The sequence below is a fragment of the Cupriavidus gilardii genome, from assembly GCF_013314895.1.
Lineage (GTDB): Bacteria > Pseudomonadota > Gammaproteobacteria > Burkholderiales > Burkholderiaceae > Cupriavidus > Cupriavidus gilardii_C.
This window is the reverse complement of the sequence record NZ_JABTYE010000001.1, coordinates 273,610-293,118: the sequence shown is the minus strand read 5'-3', so window position 1 is coordinate 293,118 and position 19,509 is coordinate 273,610. Positions and strand designations below refer to the sequence as shown.

At 67.4% G+C, this 19,509-nt stretch carries 18 protein-coding genes and 1 pseudogene; 14 read left to right on the top strand and 5 right to left on the bottom strand.

Going from position 1 to position 19,509, the window contains the following annotated elements; genetic code table 11:
- The first annotated feature begins 324 nt into the window (after window positions 1-324).
- Together HTY53_RS01350 and HTY53_RS01345 are read left to right on the top strand one after the other, a co-directional pair.
- Window positions 325-675: a ribonuclease domain-containing protein gene (locus HTY53_RS01350; protein WP_174104583.1), complete on the top strand. Its 351-nt coding sequence runs from the start codon at window positions 325-327 to the stop codon at window positions 673-675.
- Window positions 672-1,280, top strand: coding sequence for a barstar family protein (locus HTY53_RS01345; protein WP_174104582.1), 609 nt, complete (start codon window positions 672-674; stop codon window positions 1,278-1,280). The genes HTY53_RS01350 and HTY53_RS01345 overlap by 4 nt, the downstream gene beginning before the upstream one ends.
- Before the next feature lie 145 nt (window positions 1,281-1,425).
- Here the strand turns inward: HTY53_RS01345 and HTY53_RS01340 are convergent, their stop codons facing one another.
- From HTY53_RS01340 to HTY53_RS01325, 4 genes are all read right to left on the bottom strand, one after another.
- Window positions 1,426-1,998 (bottom strand): YidB family protein, encoded by a 573-nt coding sequence (locus HTY53_RS01340; RefSeq protein ID WP_174104581.1) that lies wholly within the window; start codon window positions 1,996-1,998, stop codon window positions 1,426-1,428.
- Window positions 1,999-2,092: 94 nt separating this feature from the next.
- Window positions 2,093-2,839 carry a 16S rRNA (uracil(1498)-N(3))-methyltransferase gene (locus tag HTY53_RS01335; RefSeq protein ID WP_174104580.1) on the bottom strand — a complete coding sequence of 249 codons (747 nt, stop codon included), beginning with the start codon at window positions 2,837-2,839 and terminating at the stop codon, window positions 2,093-2,095.
- Between the two features lie 18 nt (window positions 2,840-2,857).
- A complete protein-coding gene (locus HTY53_RS01330) occupies window positions 2,858-3,301 on the bottom strand; it encodes a VOC family protein (RefSeq protein ID WP_174104579.1) in 444 nt (147 codons plus the stop codon).
- 162 nt (window positions 3,302-3,463) lie between these two features.
- Window positions 3,464-4,441: a spermidine synthase gene (locus HTY53_RS01325; RefSeq protein WP_174104578.1), complete on the bottom strand. Its 978-nt coding sequence runs from the start codon at window positions 4,439-4,441 to the stop codon at window positions 3,464-3,466.
- Between HTY53_RS01325 and tkt the strand changes: the two genes are divergently transcribed.
- From tkt to HTY53_RS01310, 3 genes and pseudogenes are all read left to right on the top strand, one after another.
- Window positions 4,440-6,470 carry a transketolase gene (tkt, locus tag HTY53_RS01320; RefSeq protein WP_174104577.1) on the top strand — a complete coding sequence of 677 codons (2,031 nt, stop codon included), beginning with the start codon at window positions 4,440-4,442 and terminating at the stop codon, window positions 6,468-6,470. The genes HTY53_RS01325 and tkt overlap by 2 nt on opposite strands.
- 87 nt (window positions 6,471-6,557) lie before the next feature.
- Window positions 6,558-7,568, top strand: a complete 1,011-nt coding sequence (gap, locus tag HTY53_RS01315; protein WP_174104576.1) for a type I glyceraldehyde-3-phosphate dehydrogenase — start codon at window positions 6,558-6,560, stop codon at window positions 7,566-7,568.
- Window positions 7,569-7,868: 300 nt separating this feature from the next.
- Window positions 7,869-8,822: pseudogene (locus HTY53_RS01310) on the top strand (LysR substrate-binding domain-containing protein); the annotation flags it as partial.
- Between the two features lie 28 nt (window positions 8,823-8,850).
- Here the strand turns inward: HTY53_RS01310 and fur are convergent.
- Complete coding sequence (gene fur / locus HTY53_RS01305) at window positions 8,851-9,282, bottom strand: ferric iron uptake transcriptional regulator (RefSeq protein WP_174104575.1); 432 nt, start codon at window positions 9,280-9,282, stop codon at window positions 8,851-8,853.
- Between the two features lie 195 nt (window positions 9,283-9,477).
- Between fur and HTY53_RS01300 the strand changes: the two genes are divergently transcribed.
- From HTY53_RS01300 to HTY53_RS01260, 9 genes are all read left to right on the top strand, one after another.
- On the top strand, window positions 9,478-10,104 hold the full coding sequence (locus tag HTY53_RS01300) for an outer membrane protein assembly factor BamE (protein WP_174104574.1): 627 nt from the start codon (window positions 9,478-9,480) through the stop codon (window positions 10,102-10,104).
- A gap of 167 nt (window positions 10,105-10,271) precedes the next feature.
- The gene (gene dapB / locus HTY53_RS01295) at window positions 10,272-11,069 is read left to right on the top strand and encodes a 4-hydroxy-tetrahydrodipicolinate reductase (protein WP_174104573.1); all 798 of its coding nucleotides are present in this window, start codon (window positions 10,272-10,274) and stop codon (window positions 11,067-11,069) included.
- Between the two features lie 176 nt (window positions 11,070-11,245).
- The gene (leuS, locus tag HTY53_RS01290; protein WP_174104572.1) at window positions 11,246-13,870 is read left to right on the top strand and encodes a leucine--tRNA ligase; all 2,625 of its coding nucleotides are present in this window, start codon (window positions 11,246-11,248) and stop codon (window positions 13,868-13,870) included.
- 64 nt (window positions 13,871-13,934) lie between these two features.
- Window positions 13,935-14,441 carry an LPS-assembly lipoprotein LptE gene (locus HTY53_RS01285; protein ID WP_174104571.1) on the top strand — a complete coding sequence of 169 codons (507 nt, stop codon included), beginning with the start codon at window positions 13,935-13,937 and terminating at the stop codon, window positions 14,439-14,441.
- A gap of 60 nt (window positions 14,442-14,501) precedes the next feature.
- A complete protein-coding gene (holA, locus tag HTY53_RS01280; protein WP_174104570.1) occupies window positions 14,502-15,542 on the top strand; it encodes a DNA polymerase III subunit delta in 1,041 nt (346 codons plus the stop codon).
- Between the two features lie 159 nt (window positions 15,543-15,701).
- Window positions 15,702-16,982: a glutamate-5-semialdehyde dehydrogenase gene (locus tag HTY53_RS01275; RefSeq protein WP_174104569.1), complete on the top strand. Its 1,281-nt coding sequence runs from the start codon at window positions 15,702-15,704 to the stop codon at window positions 16,980-16,982.
- Between the two features lie 24 nt (window positions 16,983-17,006).
- Window positions 17,007-17,429 (top strand): CopD family protein, encoded by a 423-nt coding sequence (locus HTY53_RS01270; protein WP_174104568.1) that lies wholly within the window; start codon window positions 17,007-17,009, stop codon window positions 17,427-17,429.
- Between the two features lie 73 nt (window positions 17,430-17,502).
- Window positions 17,503-18,108, top strand: coding sequence for a 2-hydroxychromene-2-carboxylate isomerase (locus HTY53_RS01265; RefSeq protein ID WP_174104567.1), 606 nt, complete (start codon window positions 17,503-17,505; stop codon window positions 18,106-18,108).
- A gap of 129 nt (window positions 18,109-18,237) precedes the next feature.
- A complete protein-coding gene (locus HTY53_RS01260; RefSeq protein ID WP_174104566.1) occupies window positions 18,238-19,494 on the top strand; it encodes a THUMP domain-containing class I SAM-dependent RNA methyltransferase in 1,257 nt (418 codons plus the stop codon).
- The last annotated feature ends 15 nt before the right edge of the window (window positions 19,495-19,509 follow it).

The following is a 19,509-nucleotide window of genomic DNA, read 5'->3' as shown; positions in this document are numbered from 1 at the left end:
CATGCCCCGGCTTTTTTACCGCCCTTCAAACTCAGTTAGTGTGCGCATACATACCATTAACGCCTTGAAACAATTCAGATTTTCGCCGCCACCCGGGCGCGGGGATTGATTATTTAACAGCTTGCGCGTAACCTAGCGCCTTCGATGCAAGCGATCCGTCGACCGCGCTTGGCGTTGGATTGCTGCGCCACCAGACCAGACAACGTGGGTTCCCCGACTTCTTTGCCGCAACGCGCACCGCGCTCCGACAAGATCCTGCAACGGGTCCAGCCTTCGCTCCGACGGGTCGCGCGCGGAACCTTGCATACCCTGGCGGCGCTTGTCATGGCCGCCACGCTGGCGCAACCGGCGCAGGCAAAGCAGCCGCCGCCGGTGCTGTCGGATACGCTGGGAACCATTGCAGTGCAGCAACTGCCCAACGAGGCACAGCAGACGCTGCAGCGCATCGAGGCCGGGGGGCCGTACCCCTATGCCAAGGACGGCTCGCGGTTCGGCAATTACGAACGCATCCTGCCTCGGCGGCAGCGCGGCTATTACCGTGAATACACGGTTGCCCGACCGGGCAGCCGGAATCGGGGTGCGAAGCGAATCGTCTGTGGCGGCGAACCACGTGCCGTCAACGACTGCTATTACACGGAAGACCACTACAACAGCTTCAAACGGATAATCAGATGATGACTGACATTTTCGGACTGGGCGACGCCCTTGCCGCCCGCGAAGAGCGCGGCGCCGGAGATGGCTGGCAGCGGGCTCAACAACATGCCCAGAACCTTTATGACAGTGTGCTGATGATGCCCCGCTACGAGGTCGCGCACAATAAACTGCCGCCCGCGTCGCCGCAGGACGGCAACGCCGAAGTGGCCTGCGGCAGAGAAGCCGCGCTGAACCTGTTCAAGACCGTGCGACCCAACATCGTTCAGTCGATCCGCGCCTTCCGTGTGCCCGAGCTGGCACAGGCGGCCGCGGACCTCGGCCAGCATTTCCTCTACGCCAATTGCGCGCATTGCACGACGAAGGGCGAAGTGCTGGAAACCATCGCCACGGCGTTCCTGTTTCCGAAGCACTTCGGCAAGAACTTCGATGCGCTTGCCGATTGCCTGACCGACATGATCCACAAGGCGGGCACCCAGCCCGGTTTCGTCATCGTCCTCGAAGGCCTGCCTTGCGCGCAGAAGTTCGACAAGGAAGCGCGCGAGACGCTGCTCGACGTGTTCCGCGACGCCGCCGAGTTCTGGGCCGAGCGCCGCGTGCAATTCCGCGTGTTCTACTCGTTCGCCTGAGCGCTTTGATTTCGGTACCCCGCGCGTTGCCGCGCAGGGACCGCCGATCGCAGAAGGTGTCAAGGCTCAGAAGAAAGCCCGCCAGACCGGCGGGCTTTTTTGCGTCGCGAGCGGCACGGGGGCCGCCTCGAATCGCGCGGGACGATCAGGCTGCGGGCGGGACCTGTCCCTGCGGGGTCAGCTGATCGATCAGTTCCGGCAGGCCGGCGCTGAGCTGCGCGGCGACGTCGTCGCGCGACAGGCCGGTGGTCGACGACAGCGTGTCGAGCGCGCCGGTGCCTTGCAGCGCGTCGGCCAGCGACGACGGCGACACCGGCTGATTCGGGCCGGTGCCGATCCACGAGGAGACCTGCTCGCCCAGTCCCGCCTGCGCCAGGATCTGCTGCAGCGCGCCGATGCCGCCGGCCGCCGCGCCAATCGTCTGAGCTTCGCCGGCCGCGCCGCCCTGGCCGCCGAGCAGGCCGCCAAGCAGCGAACCCAGATCGAGTCCGCCACCGCCGCCGGCCAGCCCACCGAGAATGCCGCCCAGGCCGCCGGCCATGCCGGCCGGGTCCTGCGTGGCATCGGCGCCGTCCTGGCGGCCGCGCATCGCGAGCATCGCCAGCAGGCCAAGCGCCAGCATCATCTTCGGATTCATGCCGGATTGGCCGGATTCGCCGGCCTGCGCCGGGTTGGTTTGGCCGAGCACGCCGCCAAGCACACTATCGAGCAGTCCCATCTTCAGCTCCTTGTTGTTGATTCGGTTATCGGACCGGCCGGTGCCGTGCTGCGCGGACCGGGTCGGCTCGACAGCGGTCGACGGCGCGGTGCCGTCAGAAACCGCCCAGCAGCGCGTTCAGCGCGGCCAGGCAGGCCAGACCGGCGGTCTCGGTGCGCAGGATGCGCGGTCCGAGCGACACCGCCGTGAAACCTTGCGCCAGTGCGGCGCGTTCTTCCTCGGGCGACAGGCCGCCTTCGGGTCCGATCAGCAGCGTGACGCCGCCGGCAATCCAGTCGGCGCGGTGTGCCTGCGCAAGCGCTACCAGCGTGGATTCGGCGCGCGGCGACACCAGCAGACGCTGGCCCGCGTCAGGCGGGATCGCCGTCAGCCACGCCTCCAAGTTAGCCACCGGCGACACCGCCGGCAAGCGATTGCGGCCGCATTGCTCGCACGCCGCGGTCACCAGGGCCTGCCAGTGCGCGTGGCGCTTCTGCGCACGTTCGCCGCTCAGGCGCACCACCGCGCGCGCGGTTTGCAGCGGCTGGATCGCGCCGACGCCAAGTTCCACGGCCTTTTCGATCAGCCAGTCCATCTTGTCGCCGCCGGCGATGCCCTGGGCCAGGGTCACGCGGAAGGGTAGTTCGCATTCGGCGGTATCGCGCGCGCCGATTTGTGCGGTCGCACTGCGTTTGCCGATCTCGACCAGCGTCGCGGCATGGCTGCCGCCGCGTCCGTCGAACAGCGTGATGGGCTCGCCGGGATGCAGGCGCAGCACCTGGACATGGCGCACCACCGCCTCGGGCAGCGGCAGCAGGGTATCGGGGGCGAGCGGTTGATCGACGTAGAAACGGGGTGGCATCGAGTCCAGAGAAATCGGTCAGGCGGCCTGCGAGCCGGTGGCGGCGGAGACGGCCTGGTCCAGCGGCCGGGCGAAGCCCCAGCGGTAGCCGTCGAGGTCCTCCACCATGCAATAGCGATCGCCCCAGAACTGGTCGCCCGGCGCCATCAGGCTGATCGCGCCGGCCGCGACCGCGCGCGCGTGCATCGTGTCGACATCGTCGCAGTAGAGGTAGAAGGTCTGCGGACACTCGATGCCGGTCGAGCGCGGCGTGCGCGCGGTGCTGCCCCAGGCGCCTTCGGGGGCGAACATCACCACCAGCTCGTCGTGGTAGTGCATCTCGGCGTGAGTCGGCACGCCATTCTCGTCCACCACATTGCCGGGCGCGAAGCCGAAGGCACGGCTGTAGAAGTCGAGCGCGCGGCGCGCGTCGCTGACCGTCAGGTAGGGAATCAGCCAGGGCGTGTTGGCAGGTTTGGTCATGATGGTGTCCTCCCGGATTCCGTGCGGCATTGGCGCCGGGGTGGGCGCACTTGCGCGCGCGCTCCACGGTGGCGGCATCGCATAGGCAACCACTGCTCGCCAACGCCGCGCCTGCGTACCGGAAGCCGGTGGAGCCAGCGGTGGAGCGGTCAGCCGAGCATATCATGCCGATGTGGCGCCGCCGTCGAACAGCGGCTGCAGATGGCGTGGCAGCGCGAACAGCGCCGCGTGCAGCCCGGCGTGATAGCAGCGCAGCGCGCCGTCCAGCTTCCACTCGGCGAGCCGCGCGGCCAGCGTGCCCGGCTCCGCGCCGCGCACATCGAGGGTGTCGCTGGCAACGGCGATCGCCCACAGCGCGCCATAGACCGGAATCGCCACGGTCATCGGCTGTACCAGGCGGAAGTGGTCGCGCAGCCGCCGCCACAGCAGCCGCGCGGTCTCGGGGCGGTGGAAGGGCGGCCCAAGATGCAGCGACATGGCACCGCCCGGTGCCAGGCAGTCATGCGCCGCCTGCAGGCCGCGCGTGCCGAACAGTTCCGCAGCGGGGCCGCCGTCGTCGGCCTCGGTCAGATCGAACACCAGCAGGTCGAAGCGACGGCCGGCATCGCGCAGCCCTTCCATCACGGCCAGGCCGTCGCCGATGTCGAGCGTCACGCGCGGGTCGTCGAAGGCGCCGTGGTGAATGCCCGGCAGCCAGCGCCGCGCCAGCCGCACCACGTCGGCATCGAGTTCGGCCACCACGACCTCCCGCATGCCAGGCAGCCGCAGCAGCTCGCGCGCGGAGCCGCCGTCGCCGCCGCCAATGACCAGCGCGCTGGTGGCCGCACCATGGGCGGCAGCCATCGGATGGATCATCACTTCATGCTGGATGAACGCGTCGGCTTCCGCGCTCATGATGCGGCCATCGAGCCGGAACACGTGGCCGAACAGCGGATGCTCGCCAATCTCGATGTGCTGATGGGCAGATCGTACCGACGCCTTGAGGGTAACGCCGGCCAGTGTGGCGCCAACGCCTCCCGCCACCCATTCGCGCCATTCGAGGGCCGCTTCGGAACCCGCCGAGCGCGGCGCCGCGGTACCGGAAACGTCGCCTCCTTCTGGTAAAATCGCGCTTTTCCCGCCGCCAATTTCCCGCCGCATGTCTCACCTCGCACACCCAGCCACCAGCCCTTATGCCAGCCAGCCCGCGTCGCTGATGGCCAATGCGATCCGCGTCCTGGCGATGGACGCCGTCCAGCAGGCCAATTCGGGCCACCCGGGCATGCCGATGGGCATGGCCGATATCGCCGTCGCGTTGTGGAGCCGCCATCTGAAGCATAACCCGGTCAATCCGAAGTGGGCCGACCGCGACCGCTTCGTGCTGTCCAACGGCCACGGCTCGATGCTGCTGTACGCGCTGCTGCATCTGACCGGCTACGACCTGCCGATCGAGGAACTGAAGAACTTCCGCCAGCTGCACAGCAAGACCGCGGGGCATCCGGAATACGGCATCACGCCGGGCGTCGAGACCACCACCGGCCCGCTGGGCCAGGGCATCACCAATGCGGTCGGCATGGCGCTGGCGGAGCGGCTGCTGGGCGAGGAGTTCAACCGTCCCGGCTTCGACATCGTCAACCACTACACCTATGTCTTCCTCGGCGACGGCTGCCTGATGGAAGGCATCAGCCACGAGGCCTGTTCGTTGGCCGGCACGCTGCAGCTGAACAAGCTGATCGCGCTGTGGGACGACAACGGCATCTCGATCGACGGCGACGTCGAGCACTGGTTCGCCGACGACACCCCGAAGCGCTTCGAGGCCTACGGCTGGAACGTGATCCGCGCGGTCGACGGCCATGACGTCAACGCCATCGACGCGGCCATCGCGCAGGCCAAGGCCAGCGACAAACCGACGCTGATCTGCTGCCGCACCGTGATCGGCAAGGGCTCGCCGAACAAGCAGGGCGGCCACGACGTGCACGGCGCCCCGCTGGGCGGCGCCGAGATCCTGGCCACGCGCGAGGCGCTGGGCTGGAGCCACGCGCCGTTCGAGTTGCCGGAGGAGGTCTACACGGCGTGGGACGCCAAGGCCAATGGCGCCGCGCTGGAGAAGGCCTGGGCCGCGCTGTTCGAGGGCTATTCGGAGCGTTATCCGTACGAAGCCGGCGAGTTCGAGCGCCGCATGCGCGGCGAACTGCCCGGCGCGTTCGACGCCGCGGTGCAAGCGTACCTGGCCAAGTGCGAGGAAAAGGCCGAGACCATCGCCACCCGCAAGGCCAGCCAGAACGCGATCGAGGCGCTGGCGCCGGTGTTGCCGGAACTGCTCGGCGGCTCGGCCGACCTGACCGGCTCGAACCTGACCAACTGGTCGGGCAGCAAGGCGGTGCGCGTCGATGCCTGGGGCAACCATATCAACTATGGTGTGCGCGAGTTCGGCATGAGCGCGATCATGAACGGCATCACGCTGCATGGCGGCTACATCCCCTACGGCGGCACCTTCCTGACGTTCTCCGACTACAGCCGCAATGCGCTGCGCATGGCGGCGCTGATGAAGATCCGCACGCTGTTCGTGTTCACGCACGACTCGATCGGCCTGGGCGAGGACGGTCCGACCCATCAGTCGATCGAGCACGTCGCCAGCCTGCGTCTGATCCCGAACATGGATGTCTGGCGCACGGCCGATACCACCGAGACCGCGGTGGCCTGGGCCGAGGCGATCCGCCGCGAGAACGGCCCGAGCTGCCTGATCTTCAGCCGCCAGAACCTGCCGTTCCAGAAGCGCGACGACGCCACCCGCGCCAACATCGCGCGCGGCGGCTATGTGCTGCGCGACAATGTCGATCCGCGTACCGGCCTGCCGCATGCGGTGATCGTCGCCACCGGCTCCGAAGTCGGCCTGGCGGTCGGCGCGGCGGACCAGCTGGCGGCCGAAGGCATTCGTGTGCGTGTCGTGTCTGTGCCCTCGACGACTGTGTTCGACAAGCAGGATGCGGCATACAAGTCGACAGTCCTGCCGGCGGGCGTGCCCCGCGTGGCGGTCGAGGCCGGCGTCACCGACTTCTGGTGGAAGTACCAGGTGCAGGCGGTGGTCGGCATCGACACCTTCGGCGAATCGGCGCCGGCTGGCGTATTGTTCAAGCACTTCGGTTTCACCGTCGAGAACGTGGCGAATACCGTCAAGAGCGTGATCTGACTTCGAGGGACGTGCGGGCGCGGCGGCGCTGCCGTCGCCGGCCCGGGCGCCCGCAGCTTTTTCTACTTCCCGTTCAGGAGACGTACCATGACTATCAAGGTTGCCATCAACGGCTATGGCCGTATCGGCCGCAACGTGCTGCGCGCCCACTACGAAGGCGGCAAGAAGCATGACATCGAGATCGTCGCGATCAACGACCTCGGCGATGCCAGGACCAACGCCCACCTGACGCAGTACGACACCGCCCATGGCAAGTTCCCGGGCACCGTGTCGGTCGAGGGCGACTACATGGTCGTCAACGGCGACAAGATTCGCGTGCTGGCCAACCGCAACCCGGCCGAACTGCCGTGGGGCGAGCTGGGCGTCGACGTGGTGATGGAGTGCACCGGCTTCTTCACCTCGAAGGAAAAGGCCTCGGCTCACCTGGCCGGCGGCGCCAAGAAGGTCATCATCTCCGCGCCGGGCGGCAAGGACGTCGACGCGACCATCGTCTACGGCGTCAACCACAACGTGCTGAAGGCCTCGGACACGGTGATCTCGAACGCCTCGTGCACCACCAACTGCCTGGCCCCGCTGGTCAAGCCGCTGCACGAGAAGCTGGGCGTGGTGACCGGCCTGATGACCACGGTGCACGCCTACACCAACGATCAGGTGCTGACCGACGTCTACCACGAGGATCTGCGCCGCGCCCGTTCGGCGACCCAGTCGATGATCCCGACCAAGACCGGCGCCGCCGCCGCGGTCGGCCTGGTGATGCCGGAACTGAACGGCAAGCTGGACGGCTTCGCGATCCGCGTGCCGACCATCAACGTGTCGCTGGTCGACCTGTCGTTCGTCGCCGCGCGCGAGACCACCGTCGATGAAGTCAACGCGATCCTGAAGGCCGCGTCCGAAGGCGAGCTCAAGGGCATCCTCGACTACAACACCGCACCGCTGGTGTCGGTCGACTTCAACCACAACCCGGCCTCGTCGACCTTCGACGCGACGCTGACCAAGGTGTCCGGCAACCTGGTCAAGGTGTCGAGCTGGTACGACAACGAGTGGGGCTTCTCCAACCGGATGCTCGATACCACCGTGGCGCTGATGAACGCCAAGTAAATCGGCCCGGAAGTAAAGGGTAGATGTCACCGCCTTGGCGGCGACTCGGAAGCGGCGCCTTCGGGCGCCGTTTTTCATGGTCCGGACGCGGCTTGGTCTGCGGCCTCCCTGTGCGTTACCGCACGCTCGGACTGTAAAATATGGTAAATGCGGCACAGGGACCCTGCTACAGAGGGGTTCCCCGGCAAGTAAAAATGACGCTTTCGCTTCCCCGAAGTGGCGATTTGATCTTACACTTGCCTCAGTGTCCGGGCGTGCGCTCGCTTGGCCACGCGTTTCAAACCTGAACTGGGCGTGATCATGGTGAACGTTGACACCAAGCTGCTCGTAATTTTCACCGAGCTGCTCAGCAAGCGGAACGCGACCTATGTCGCGGAGAAGATGCATATGACCGCGCCGGCGGTGTCCCACTCGCTGGGCCGCTTGCGCGAGATCTTCGACGATCCGCTGTTCATCCGCGTCCCGCATGGCCTGACGCCGACGCCGCGTGCGCTCGAACTGGGTCCGAAGATTCGCGAGATGCTCGACCTGTGGTCCTCGATCAACGAGGGCGACGTCGACAATTTCGATCCGGCGGTCGCCTCCGGCACGCTGCATATCGGCTTTGCCGCCGAACTCGGCGATACGGTCTTCAACCGCTTCGTGCTGCGCCTGACGCAGCTTGCCCCCGAACTGCATATCCGGCTGGTCGAATCGCATTCGTGGGAGGCCGATGTGGCCTCGATGCGCGCCAACGAGCTGGACCTCGCGTTCTGCGCGCTGCCGACCGGCCACCCGGAGATCGTCGAGGAAACGGTGACCTCGCTGAACCTGTGGGTCTGCGCCCGGCAGGGTCATCCGCTGCTGCAGACTGCCTGCACGCTCGACCACTATCTCGAATGCGGCCATATCTTCATGGCCTCGGCCGGCGGCACCGGCCGGCCCGCCCCTTCTCTGATTCCGCTCGACTACGCGCTGCAGCAGCGCGGCCTGAAGCGCAACGCGGCCCTGACCGTGCATTCGTGGCGGGCCCAGGCCGAGCTGGCCGCGCAGACCGACATGATCTTCACCGTCAACGCGCTGACCAAGGATGTCGCCTGCGAAAGCTACGGCCTGAACGCATTCCCGCTGCCCGCGGAAATCCAGACCACGCTCGGTCTGAACATGTTCTGGCACCGCAGCCGCAACACCCACCCGATGCTGGTGTGGGCGCGCGGGCTGTTCCGTCAGGTTGTCGCCGAATTCGTCGGCGTGCCGGCGCCGGGGCTGCCGCCGCGTGCGTCGCCGCACGCGGTGTTTCGCATCAGCGCTTGGGCCGATGCGGGCAAGCCGTCTTGGTGCAATTGCCATACAGCGACAGCGCATGTTCCTGCAGCGCGAAGCCGCGCTCGCGTGCGATGCTCTGCTGCCGCTGTTCGATCTCGGCATCGAAGAATTCCTCGACGCGGCCGCAATCGAGGCAGACCAGGTGATCGTGGTGCTTGCCTTCGTTGAGTTCGAAGATGGCCTTGCCCGATTCGAAGTTGTTGCGCGACAGCAGGCCGGCTTGTTCGAACTGGGTCAGCACCCGATACACGGTGGCCAGCCCGATATCCATATGCTCGTTGAGCAGGATGCGATAGACGTCTTCCGCGCTCAGATGGCGCTGCTCGCTGGTCTGGAAGATTTCGAGGATCTTCAGCCGCGGCACGGTCGCTTTCAGGCCGATATTTTTGAGTTCCGCCGGACTCGGCATGGGCGTGACTCCCTAGAGTACAATGTCTGGATTGTTGAATCATAAGGGTTTTGCCGGCAAAAGTCGCCCGGCACCGCCGGTGCCGGCAATGCGCTGAGCCCTTCACGCGGCGACGCACGCGTGTCCACCCGGACGCGCCGCCATGCGCGCCGACCGGTACTTTCCCTTCATTCGGTAGCGAGAACTGCGAGTTACATGGATTCCATTCGAACATCCGCCCTGCGCCCGGCGCTGCTGACCACGCTTCTGGCAGCCATCACGCTGGCCTCCGCCGCCTGCTCGACCTACGACAGCACTTCCCGCAAGATCGCCAACGCGATCACGCCGTACCGGATCAATATCGTGCAGGGCAACTTCGTGTCGCGCGAAGCCGCGGCGCAATTGCGCGAAGGCATGACCCGCGACCAGGTGCAATTCCTGCTCGGCACGCCGCTGCTGACCGACGTATTCCACGCCAATCGCTGGGACTATGTGTTCTCGTTCAAGCGCGGCAACACGCAAGTCGTGCAGCAGCGCCGCTTCACGGTGTTCTTCGACAATGACCGTCTGGTGCGCTTCGGTGGCGACGAATTGCCGTCGGAATACGAGCTGATCGCCGAGATCGACGGCATGAAGCGCACGCCGCAGGCCAAGTCCGCTGCGCCGCAGGGCCAACAGCAGGCTCAGCAGGCCCAGCAGCCTCCGGCCCCTGCCGATGCCGCGCCGCCCGCCTCTGCGCCCGAGGCCGCCGCAGCGCCTGCCGGTACGGCGCCTTCGCAGCCCGCAGCCGAGCCCGCCAGCGAGCGCGCCGCCAGCGCCAGCCCGACCGACACCGTCAAGTAAATCGCCGGCGCGGGGGGCCACCGCCCCTTGCCAACGCCATTGCGCCGGCGCGCGCGGCGGCTGCCATCGGACCACGTCACGGCGTGGCCGGCCACGCAGCGCCCGCCATCGTTGCTGTCTTCCTGTTCTGTTATTCGCCTGATCTCTTTCCGGGGAACCGACTCGCCATGAAACTCGCTATTGCCGGGGCGTCCGGCCGCATGGGCCGCATGTTGATCGAATATGTGCTGGACGCCGACGGCGTGACGCTGGCCGGCGCGCTCGATGTGCCCGGCGCGGCCGCGCTGGGCCAGGACGCGGGCCTGTTGCTCGGGCGGGAAACCGGTGTCGCGATCACCTCGGACATCGAGGCGGCGCTGTCCGGCGCCGATTGCCTGATCGACTTCACCCGTCCCCAAGGCACGCTTGCCCATCTGCAGGTGGCGCGCCGGCTCGGCGTCAAGATGGTGGTCGGCACCACCGGTTTCGACGACGCCGGCAAGGCCGCGCTGGTCGAGGCCGCGCAGTCGATCGGCGTGGTGTTCGCCGCCAACATGAGCGTCGGCGTCAACGCGACCTTCAAGTTGCTCGAGGTCGCGGCCAGGATGCTGTCCTCCGGCTACGACATCGAGATCATCGAAGCACACCACCGCTACAAGGTCGATGCGCCCTCGGGCACCGCGCTGAAGATGGGCGAGGTCATCGCCGAGGCGCTCGGCCGCGACCTGAAGACCTGCGGCGTGTTCGCGCGCGAGGGCCATACCGGCGAGCGCGATCCGAATTCGATCGGCTTTGCCACGGTGCGCGGCGGCGATATCGTCGGCGATCACACCGTGATGTTCGCCGGCATCGGCGAGCGCATCGAGATCACGCACAAGGCGTCGAGCCGCCAGTCGTATGCCGATGGCGCAGTTCGCGCGGCCCGTTTCCTGGCCGACAAGCCGAACGGGCTGTTCGACATGCAGGACGTGCTGGGCCTGAAGTAAGGCGCCGCGCCGTCTTCCCGGCCAGCAGCAGGGAAGACGGCCCTGTTCGGGCCGTCCCGCCGCCACCGCGCCGGTTATAATCGGCGCTTCCCGCACGTGCGCCTGCCGTGCCGGATCTCCCAACCGCAGCCAGATTCCACACGCCGGGGCGCCACGCGCGCCCCGCTGTCCCAACCATGCAAGACAAATACCTCCCCGCCGAAGTCGAACAATCCGCCCGCCAGCACTGGCAAGCCATCGACGCCTATCGCGTCGACGAGCACGCGGTAGGCCCCGACGGCAAGGAGAAGCCCAAGTTCTACGCCTGCTCGATGCTGCCGTACCCGTCGGGCAAGCTGCATATGGGGCACGTGCGCAACTACACGATCAACGACGTGATGGCGCGCTACCTGCGCATGAACGGCCATAACGTGCTGATGCCGATGGGCTGGGACGCCTTCGGCATGCCGGCCGAGAACGCCGCCATCAACAACCGCGTGGCGCCGGCCGCCTGGACCTACGACAACATCGCGTACATGAAGAAGCAGATGGCGTCGATGGGCCTGGCGATCGACTGGTCGCGCGAGGTCGCCACCTGCGATCCCAACTACTACCGCTGGAACCAGTGGCTGTTCCTGAAGATGCTGGAGAAGGGCATCGCCTATCGCAAGACCGGCACCGTCAACTGGGACCCGGTCGACCAGACCGTGCTGGCCAACGAGCAGGTGATCGACGGCCGCGGCTGGCGCTCCGGCGCCGTGGTCGAGAAGCGCGAGATCCCGATGTACTACCTGGGCATCACCCAGTACGCCGAGGAGCTGCTGAGCGAGCTCGATGCCCTGGGCTGGCCCGAGCGCGTCAAGGTGATGCAGCAGAACTGGATCGGCAAGAGCGAGGGGGTGCGCTTTGCCTTCCCGCACGCGATCGTCGGCGACGACGGCGAGCTGATCGGCGGCGGCAAGCTGTACGTGTTCACCACGCGCGCCGACACCATCATGGGCGTGACCTTCTGCGCGGTCGCGGCCGAGCATCCGCTGGCCACGCACGCCGCCGCCACCAATCCCGAACTGGCCGCCTTCATCGAAGAATGCAAGCGCGGCTCGGTGATGGAAGCCGATATGGCGACCATGGAAAAGAAGGGCATGCCGACCGGCCTGAAGGTCGTGCATCCGCTGACCGGCGAGCAGGTCGAGGTCTGGGTCGGCAACTACGTGCTGATGAGCTACGGCGACGGCGCGGTGATGGGCGTGCCGGCGCACGACGAGCGCGACTTCGCCTTCGCGCGCAAGTACGGCCTGCCGATCAGGCAGGTCATCGACGTCGCGGGCGAGGCGTTCTCGGCCGAAGCGTGGCAGGACTGGTACGCCGACAAGGAGCGCGGTCGCTGCGTCCATAGCGGCAAGTACGACGGCCTGGACTATCGTGCCGCCGTCGACGCGATCGCCGCCGACCTGGCCGCCAAGGGTCTGGGCGAGAAGAAGGTAACGTGGCGCCTGCGCGACTGGGGCATTTCGCGCCAGCGCTACTGGGGCACGCCGATCCCGCTGATCCACTGCGACAGCTGCGGCGTGGTACCGGTGCCCGAGAAGGACCTGCCGGTGGTGCTGCCCGAGGACCTGGTGCCGGACGGCAGCGGCAACCCGCTGGCCAAGGATCCGCGCTTTCTCGCCTGCACCTGCCCGTCCTGCGGCAAGCCCGCGCGGCGCGAGACCGACACGATGGATACCTTCATCGACTCGTGCTGGTACTACATGCGCTATACGTGCCCGGACGCAACCACCATGGTCGACGCGCGCAACGATTACTGGATGCCGATGGACCAGTACATCGGCGGCATCGAACACGCGATCCTGCACCTGCTGTACGCGCGTTTCTGGACCAAGGTGATGCGCGACCTGGGCCTGGTCAAGTTCGGCGAGCCGTTCACCAACCTGCTGACGCAGGGCATGGTGCTGAACGAAACGTACTATCGGGAGGATGCCAGCGGCAAGAAGCACTGGTTCAATCCGGCCGACGTCGACGTCAAGACCGACGAGCGCGGCCGCCCGGTCGGCGCCACGCTGAAGGCCGACGGCCAGCCGGTGGAAATCGGCGGCGTCGAGAAGATGTCGAAGTCGAAAAACAACGGCATCGACCCGCAGGCGCTGATCGACCAGTACGGTGCCGACACCGCGCGTCTGTTCACGATGTTTGCCGCGCCTCCCGAGCAGCAGCTCGAGTGGAGCAGTTCCGGCGTCGAAGGCGCCTCGCGCTTCCTGCGCCGCGTCTGGACGTTTGGCCACGCCAACGCCGAGGCAATTCGTGCGGCCGGCTCCGGCGACGCTGCCGGCGACGCCGATCGCGCGCTTCGCCGCGAGGTGCATGGCATCCTGCGCCAGGCCAATTACGATTACCAGCGCATCCAGTACAACACCGTGGTTTCGGCCGCGATGAAGATGCTCAACGCGCTGGAAGACGCCAGGTCGGCGTCGCCGGCGGCGCGTCGCGAAGGCTTCGGCATCCTGCTGCGCGTGCTGTACCCGGTGGTGCCGCACATCACCCACGTGCTGTGGCAGGAACTGGACTATGTCGCGGCCCACGGCGATCTGCTCGATGCGCCGTGGCCGCAGGTCGACGAAGCCGCGCTGGTGCAGAGCGAGATCGAACTGGTGCTGCAGGTCAACGGCAAGGTGCGGGGCAGCCTGACCGTGCCGGCCGATGCCGACCGTGCCGCGATCGAAGCGATGGCCGCGGCCAGCGAGACCGTCGCCAGATTCGCCAACGGCGCTGCGCCGAAGAAGATCGTGGTGGTGCCCGGCCGCCTGGTCAATGTGGTGATCTGAGGCGGGCCGCCGCTGCAATGGCATCCCGCCGCCGCGCCAACGTCCCAATCAAAGGAATCGCGCCATGACTAGACCGAACCCGAATCGCCGCGCCGTGCTGGCCGCGCTGCTGGCCGCCGGTGCGCTGGCCGGCTGCGGCTTCCATCTGCGCGGCAGCTCGGATTTCGCCTTCAAGCGGCTGTATGTCGGCATCCCGAAGAATTCGCTGATGGGCGCCGAACTGACGCGCGCCATCCAGGGCGGTTCCGACACCATCGTCGTTACCGATCCGAAGCAGGCCGATGCGCTGCTAGACGTGCTCGAGGACAGCCGCACCAGGACCGTGCTGTCGATCACGACGGCGGGCGTGGTGCGCGAATACCGGCTGACGCAGCGCTTCACGTTCCGGCTGCGCGATGCGGCCGGCCGCGAGATGATCGCGCCGTCGCAGATGGTGCTGTTCCGCGACCTGACCTACAACGAGGCTAACGCGCTGGCCAAGGGCTACGAAGAAGAACAGCTGTATCGCGACATGCAGCGCGACATCGTGCAGCAGCTGATGCGCCGGCTGGCCGCCGCGAAGCCGGCCTGAAGGCGGCATCTGCTACCGGCACAGGCCCCGACCCCGACAGGCTCCCCCCACCGGCTACGGATGCAGCTCAAGCTCGACGCCCTCGACGGTCACCTGCGCCAGGCCCAATCGCGCGGGCTGGCGCCGCTGTATGTGGTGCACGGCGACGAGCATCTGCTGGTGCTCGAGGCCGTCGACCGCTTGCGCCAGGCGGCGCGCGAGGCGGGCTACAGCGAGCGCGACGTGCTGGTGTCCGAGCGCGGCTTCCAATGGAGCCAGTTGCTGGAGGCGCAGCAGTCGATGTCGCTGTTCGGCGACCGCAAGATCGTCGAGCTGCGCATTCCGTCCGGCAAGCCCGGCAAGGAAGGCGGCGAGGTGCTGCGCGCGGTCGCCGCGCAGCCGTCGCCCGATGTGGTGATGCTGATCACGCTGCCGCGGCTGGACTTTGCCGCGTCGAAGTCGGCGTGGTTTCAGGCGCTGGATGGCGCCGGCGTCTCGATCAAGGTCGACAGCGTCGATCGCAGCCGGCTGCCGGCCTGGGTCGGCGAACGGCTGGCGCTGCAGAACCAGCGCGTGGAACCCGGTGAGCCGGGCCGCCGCGCACTGCAGTTCATCGCCGACAAGGTCGAGGGCAATCTGCTGGCCGCCCATCAGGAAATCCAGAAGCTCGGCCTGCTGTACCCGGCCGGCGTGCTGACGTTCGACCAGGTCCACGACGCGGTGCTGAACGTGGCCCGCTACGACGTCTTCAAGCTGTCCGAGGCGATGCTCGGCGGCGATGTGCCGCGGCTGGTGCGGATGCTCGAAGGACTGCGCGGAGAGGGCGAAGCCACGGTGCTGGTGCTGTGGGCGCTGACCGAGGAAATTCGCGTATTATCCAAGGTCCGGCAAGGGCTGGCCGCCGGCAAGCCGATAGGCGTGCTGACGCGTGAGCTGCGTATCTGGGGACCGCGCGAGAAGCTGGTGCCGCAGGCCGCGCAGCGGCTGTCGATCGAACGGCTCGAAGCCGCGCTGGCGATGGCCGCGAAGCTGGACCGGCAGACCAAGGGCCTGCGCGTCGACGGCATGCCGGCCGAGCCGTGGGACGGCCTGCTGCAACTGGCCCTGATGATTGCGCGCTGATTGGTGCAGATGCTGCCGATGGCGCGCTGATTGCCCGCTGGCCGCCCACCGATGGCCCGCCGATCTCCGCCGATCGCTGCCGGAACACGCGACGTCGCGCCTCCTGCTGCGCGCCCCGCCAAATACAAGATTGCCTGGCCGCACCGACCGGCCCCCGATATGAACGAGCTCGATCTCTACCAGTACATGGACCGCGTCGGCCGACAGGCCCGCGCCGCATCGCGCGCGATGGCGCGCGCTTCCACCGCCGACAAGAACCGCGCACTGCTGACCATCGCAGCCGCAATCCGCCGCGACGCCGAGCAGCTGAAGGCCGTCAATGCGCGCGATGTCGAGCGCGCCCGCGCCAACGGCCAGGATGCCGCCTTCGTCGATCGCCTGACGCTGTCGGACAAGGCCATCGCCACCATGGCCGCGGGCCTGGAGCAGATCGCCGCGCTGCCTGATCCGATCGGCGAGATCGGCAACATGAAATATCGGCCGACCGGCATTCAGGTCGGCCAGATGCGCGTGCCGCTGGGCGTGATCGGCATCATCTACGAGTCGCGCCCCAACGTGACGATCGACGCCGCGGCGCTGTGCCTGAAGTCAGGCAACGCCACCATCCTGCGCGGCGGCTCGGAAGCGATCGAATCGAACACCGCGCTGGCGAAGCTGGTCGCCGAAGGCCTGGCCGAAGCCGGTCTGCCGGCCGAGGCGGTGCAGGTCATCGAAACCACCGATCGTGCCGCGGTCGGGCGCCTGATCACGATGACCGAATATGTCGACGTGATCGTGCCGCGCGGCGGCAAGAGCCTGATCGCCCGGCTGATGGAAGAGGCGCGCGTGCCGATGATCAAGCATCTGGACGGCATCTGCCATGTCTACGTCGACGGCGATGCCGACCTCGACAAGGCCGTGCGCATCTGCGACAACGCCAAGACGCAGCGCTATGCGCCGTGCAACACGATGGAGACGCTGCTGGTCGCCGAATCGATCGCCGCCCGCGTGCTGCCGCCGCTGTGCAAGATCTATCAGCAGAAGGGCGTCGAACTGCGGGTCTGCCCGGCCACGCGCGCCACGCTGGAAGCCGCCGGCTTCAAGGACCTGGTCGATGCCACCGAGGAAGACTGGCGTCTCGAATATCTGGCGCCGGTGCTGGCGATCCGCACCGTGTCAGGCCTGGACGAGGCCATCGCCCATATCAACACGTACGGCTCGGCCCATACCGATTCGATCGTCACCGAGAACTATTCGGCCGGCATGCGCTTCCTGCGCGAGGTCGATTCGGCCAGCGTGATGATCAACGCCTCGACCCGTTTCGCCGACGGCTTCGAATACGGCCTCGGCGCGGAGATCGGCATCTCGAACGACAAGCTGCACGCACGCGGCCCGGTCGGCCTCGAAGGGCTGACCTCGCTGAAGTACGTGGTGTTCGGCCACGGCGAGATTCGCACGTAAATCACCGAGTCATACGGATCGCCGATGCTCTGGGTCAAATCGCTGCATATCGTCTTCGTCGTCTCCTGGTTCGCCGGGCTGTTCTATCTGCCGCGCATCTTCGTCAATCTGGCGATGGAGACCGACTCCGCCGCGGCGGCGCGGCTGCTGGCGATGGCGCGCAAGCTGCTGCGCTTCATGACGATGCTGGCGATCCCGGCGCTGGCGTTCGGGCTGTGGCTCTATCTGGGCTACGGCATCGGGCGCGGGCCGGGGCAGGGCTGGATGCATGCCAAGCTGGCGCTGGTGCTGGTGCTGCTCGGCTACCACCATGGCTGCGCGGTGCTGCTGCGCAAGTTCGAGACCGGCCGCAATACGCGCTCGCATCGCTTCTACCGCTGGTTCAACGAACTGCCGGTGCTGGTGCTGCTGGCGATCGTGGTGCTGGTGGTGGTCAAGCCGTTCTGAGCCGAGGTGCCGGCGCCGACCGGCATGGCACCGTCGCCAGGCTTTCCCCGCTGAACCTACTCCCGAGGAACCGATGAGCAAACAGATCGACTACTACTTCTCGCCGCAGTCGCCGTATGTCTATCTCGGCCATGCCCGCTTTACCGAGATCGCGGCCCGTCACGGTGCGCAGGTCAATCTGAAGCCCTGCGATCTGGGCAAGGTGTTCGCGACCTCGGGCGGTCTGCCGCTGGCCCAGCGGCCGCCGCAGCGCCAGGCCTACCGGCTGGTCGAACTGGCGCGCTGGCGCGATTATCTGGGCGTGCCGCTCAATCCCGAGCCCAGGTACTTTCCGGTCTCGGGCGATCCGGCCAGCCGGCTGATCATCGCCGCGCGGCTGGCGCACGGGACCGCACGCGCGATGGCGCTGCTCGGTGCGATCGGCCAGGCGCTGTGGGCCGAGGAGCGTAATATCGCCGATGCCGCCACGCTGGCGGAGCTGGCCGACCGTCTGGACCTGGATGGCGCGGCGCTGCTGAAGGCCAGCGAAGGGCAGGGCGTGCAGGAGGAATATGCGGGCCACACGCAGGACGCCATTTCGGCCGGCGTATTCGGCGCGCCGTGGTATGTCTACGACGGCCAGCCGTACTGGGGTCAGGACCGGCTCGACTTCCTCGATCGCGCGCTGGCTGCCGCCTGATTGTGGCTGATCGTGGCTGATAGCGGCTGATGCCGGCCCCCCCGTCCGCCACGGCGGACGTTTTTGTTTGAAGCGGCTGTGCCACCGTTTCGCCTGCTGTTTATTTGACCCTTTTGCCGGACCGCTGTGATGACCCAAACCTTCTTCGCCCCTTGCCCGCGCGGCCTCGAGAGCGCGCTCGCCGACGAGCTGCGCGAGATTGCCGTGCGGCCCGATGTGGATGCCGTGGCCCCGTTCGACGTGCATCGCGAGGTGCCGGGCGGCGTCAGCTTCTCGGGCGACATGGCCGCGGCCTATGCGGTCAATCTGCATTCGCGCATCGCCAGCCGCGTGCTGCTGCGGATCGCCGCCCGCGGGTACCGTCATGAGGACGATATCTACGAGCTGGCACGCGCGCAGCGCTGGGACCAATGGTTCGGCCCGGACGAGACCATCAAGATCGAGATGACCGCGCACCGCTCGCCGCTGCGCAGCCTGAACTTCACGGCGCTGCGGGTCAAGGACGGGGTTTGCGACGCGATGCGCGAGCGCCTGGGCGCGCGGCCCAGCGTCGATACCGCCAGTCCCGACGTACGGATCTACGCGCACCTGACCGAGCACGACTGCACGCTGTACCTCGATACCACCGGCGAGCCGCTGTTCAAGCGCGGCTGGCGCATGGAAAAGGGCGAGGCGCCGCTCAAGGAGAACCTCGCTGCCGGCATTCTGCGGCTCGCCGGCTGGACACCCGGGAAGACCGGGCGGCCGTTCTATGACCCGATGTGCGGCAGCGGCACGTTCCTGGTCGAGGCGGCGCAGGTCGCGCTGGGACTGGCGCCGGGCGCGGGGCGCAGCTTCGCCTTCGAATGGCTCAAGGGGATGGACCGCAAGCCGTGGAAGGTGCTCAAAGGCGAGGCCCAGGCCGCCGGCGAGCGCGCCGCCGCGACCGCGCCGGCGGACCTCGCCATCGCCGGCAGCGATATCTCGACCGACATGCTGGCGATGGCCAGCGCCAACTGGCAGCGTGCCGGCCTGCCGGGCGAGCTGCGCACCAAGCAGGTCGACGCGCGGCACGTGCAACCGCCGTTCGCGGAACCGGGCCTGTTGCTGCTGAACCCGCCCTACGGCGAGCGTATCGCGGTGCGCGGCCAGCGCCGCCCGGCCTTCGACGAGGCGCCGGTGGACAGCGCCGAGGAGGAGGCCGCCAACCAGTTCGCCACCGCCTTTGCCACCACGCTGAAGCAGCATTTCGCCGGCTGGGAGGCGTGGATCTTCACGGGCGACCTGTCGCTGCCGCGCCGGCTGCGGCTGAAGGAATCACGGCGCGTGCCGCTGTATAACGGTGCGATCGAATGCCGCTTGTTCCGGTTCGAGATGGTGAAGGGCGGCAATCGGGCGGGGTCGTAACCGCGTGATGGTGTT

Excerpts from the sequence above, each read along its gene's own strand:
- HTY53_RS01325 (WP_174104578.1), bottom strand. The coding sequence starts at position 4,441 with ATGCGGCGGGAAATTGGCGGCGGGAAAAGCGCGATTTTACCAGAAGGA.
- HTY53_RS01350 (WP_174104583.1), top strand. The coding sequence starts at position 325 with ATGGCCGCCACGCTGGCGCAACCGGCGCAGGCAAAGCAGCCGCCGCCG.
- HTY53_RS01300 (WP_174104574.1), top strand. The coding sequence starts at position 9,478 with ATGGATTCCATTCGAACATCCGCCCTGCGCCCGGCGCTGCTGACCACG.
- HTY53_RS01340 (WP_174104581.1), bottom strand. The coding sequence starts at position 1,998 with ATGGGACTGCTCGATAGTGTGCTTGGCGGCGTGCTCGGCCAAACCAAC.
- holA (WP_174104570.1), top strand. The coding sequence starts at position 14,502 with ATGCAGCTCAAGCTCGACGCCCTCGACGGTCACCTGCGCCAGGCCCAA.
- tkt (WP_174104577.1), top strand. The coding sequence starts at position 4,440 with ATGTCTCACCTCGCACACCCAGCCACCAGCCCTTATGCCAGCCAGCCC.
- HTY53_RS01345 (WP_174104582.1), top strand. The coding sequence starts at position 672 with ATGATGACTGACATTTTCGGACTGGGCGACGCCCTTGCCGCCCGCGAA.
- dapB (WP_174104573.1), top strand. The coding sequence starts at position 10,272 with ATGAAACTCGCTATTGCCGGGGCGTCCGGCCGCATGGGCCGCATGTTG.
- fur (WP_174104575.1), bottom strand. The coding sequence starts at position 9,282 with ATGCCGAGTCCGGCGGAACTCAAAAATATCGGCCTGAAAGCGACCGTG.
- HTY53_RS01270 (WP_174104568.1), top strand. The coding sequence starts at position 17,007 with ATGCTCTGGGTCAAATCGCTGCATATCGTCTTCGTCGTCTCCTGGTTC.
- HTY53_RS01330 (WP_174104579.1), bottom strand. The coding sequence starts at position 3,301 with ATGACCAAACCTGCCAACACGCCCTGGCTGATTCCCTACCTGACGGTC.
- gap (WP_174104576.1), top strand. The coding sequence starts at position 6,558 with ATGACTATCAAGGTTGCCATCAACGGCTATGGCCGTATCGGCCGCAAC.
- HTY53_RS01335 (WP_174104580.1), bottom strand. The coding sequence starts at position 2,839 with ATGCCACCCCGTTTCTACGTCGATCAACCGCTCGCCCCCGATACCCTG.
- HTY53_RS01275 (WP_174104569.1), top strand. The coding sequence starts at position 15,702 with ATGAACGAGCTCGATCTCTACCAGTACATGGACCGCGTCGGCCGACAG.
- HTY53_RS01285 (WP_174104571.1), top strand. The coding sequence starts at position 13,935 with ATGACTAGACCGAACCCGAATCGCCGCGCCGTGCTGGCCGCGCTGCTG.
- leuS (WP_174104572.1), top strand. The coding sequence starts at position 11,246 with ATGCAAGACAAATACCTCCCCGCCGAAGTCGAACAATCCGCCCGCCAG.
- HTY53_RS01260 (WP_174104566.1), top strand. The coding sequence starts at position 18,238 with ATGACCCAAACCTTCTTCGCCCCTTGCCCGCGCGGCCTCGAGAGCGCG.
- HTY53_RS01265 (WP_174104567.1), top strand. The coding sequence starts at position 17,503 with ATGAGCAAACAGATCGACTACTACTTCTCGCCGCAGTCGCCGTATGTC.